Annotated in this window: 2 protein-coding genes; one reads left to right on the plus strand and one right to left on the minus strand. The window is 38.4% G+C overall.

Annotated features, from left to right (window positions below):
• Positions 1-897 (plus strand): SLAP domain-containing protein (locus BN52_RS09675; protein ID WP_198324405.1); only part of this gene is annotated, 897 nt, incomplete at its 5' end.
• A 226-nt stretch (positions 898-1,123) separates the two neighbouring features.
• Here BN52_RS09675 and BN52_RS09545 read toward each other — a convergent pair.
• Positions 1,124-1,441: transposase domain-containing protein (locus BN52_RS09545; protein WP_040473540.1), on the minus strand; the 318-nt coding region annotated here is incomplete at its 5' end.

The raw sequence follows: 1,441 nt of genomic DNA on the forward strand, positions 1-1,441 counted from the left end.
AGCGCATTAACAAGTGCCCAGAAGGGCTTGAAAGGTGTCGCAACCGACAAGGGCGCCTTACAAAGCGCTGTAGACACAGCTAACACTACTAAGTTAAATGACAAATACTACAATGCTAGCCAAGACAAGAAGCAAGCTTACGACGAAGCACTTGATCAAGCAACTAAATTGTTAAACGACAAGACTGCTAACCAAAAGGCAGTAGATGAAGCCGTAGCAAACTTAGAAAAGGCTAAAGCAGAGTTGAACGGTGAACCAAACTTCATCGGCGGTGACTACACTCCATCTGATGAGACATCAACCCCATCTACTGAAACTCCAACAGAAAAGACCACTGAAAAGATCTTGATGTACACTTCTTACCTCTACGATAACAAGGGTATCAAGATTGATAAGCCAACTGTTAAGAGCTATGTAACTGTTGTAGTTGCTGAAAATCCTGTAACAATTAATGGTATTAAGTACTACAAGGTTGCTGGTAAAGATGAATATATCAAGGCTGGAAATATTGATGGTACTTTAAGAGTAATTATCCATAATTCATATATCTACAACAATAAGGGTAAGACTACTCGTAACAAGGGTATCAAGCGCTTAGTCAAGAAGACTCGTATCGTAAGAACCTACGGTGCCCCAATCAATATCAAGGGTCACATGATGTACCGCATCGCTAAGAATAGATACATCAAGGCTAGAAACTTTGAAGGTACTTTGAGAAGACTCTCCCACAATTCATTTGTTTATGATGAAAATGGTAAGGCTACTCGTAATAAAGGTATTAGGCGCTTATTGAAGAAGTCACGTGTAGTAAGAACCTTTGATGCTCCAGTTAAGATCAACGGACACATGATGTACCGGGTTGACAATGGATACGTTAAGGTTAAGAACTTCAAGTAATTAGCTTTATTAAGTAAACACACAAATACTTTAAAAGAACCGGCTGTTTGTCAAACGCTGTTGATGAAGAGTAATTGATTGAGAATCAAGCAACTAAGTAGCTGTTTGGTTCTTTTTCTTTTATCCTGTTTTCTTCTAGCCTAATTCGTAAGTAAGCGTCAAATAAAATAGTGTACTTAAAAACCGTCCCAGTTACTGTTATACTGAGACGGTTATTTAAGTTCTTTTATTTACAATTTATCTGGATCTTCTCTTGCCACGGTAAATAAGCTTCAAGGGTTTCCGAATCCAGAATCTCTTCATTCGGTAATTTCTGAAGCAAATAATTCAAGTACTTTTCAGGATCAAGGCCATTTCTCTTGGCAGTTTCAATTAAGCTTAGAATAAAGCCACTTGCAGTAGCACCCTCAAAACTTTGAGAAAATAACCAATTCTTCCGGCCCATGACGAGTGATTTCATAGCGCGTTCGGCCTTATTGTTAGATAATTCTAAATTGCCATCAAGCAAGACATGCTCAAAAGTAGCTTGATGCTTGAGGGTATA

It is taken from the genome of Lactobacillus gigeriorum DSM 23908 = CRBIP 24.85 (assembly GCF_000296855.1).
GTDB lineage: Bacteria > Bacillota > Bacilli > Lactobacillales > Lactobacillaceae > Lactobacillus > Lactobacillus gigeriorum.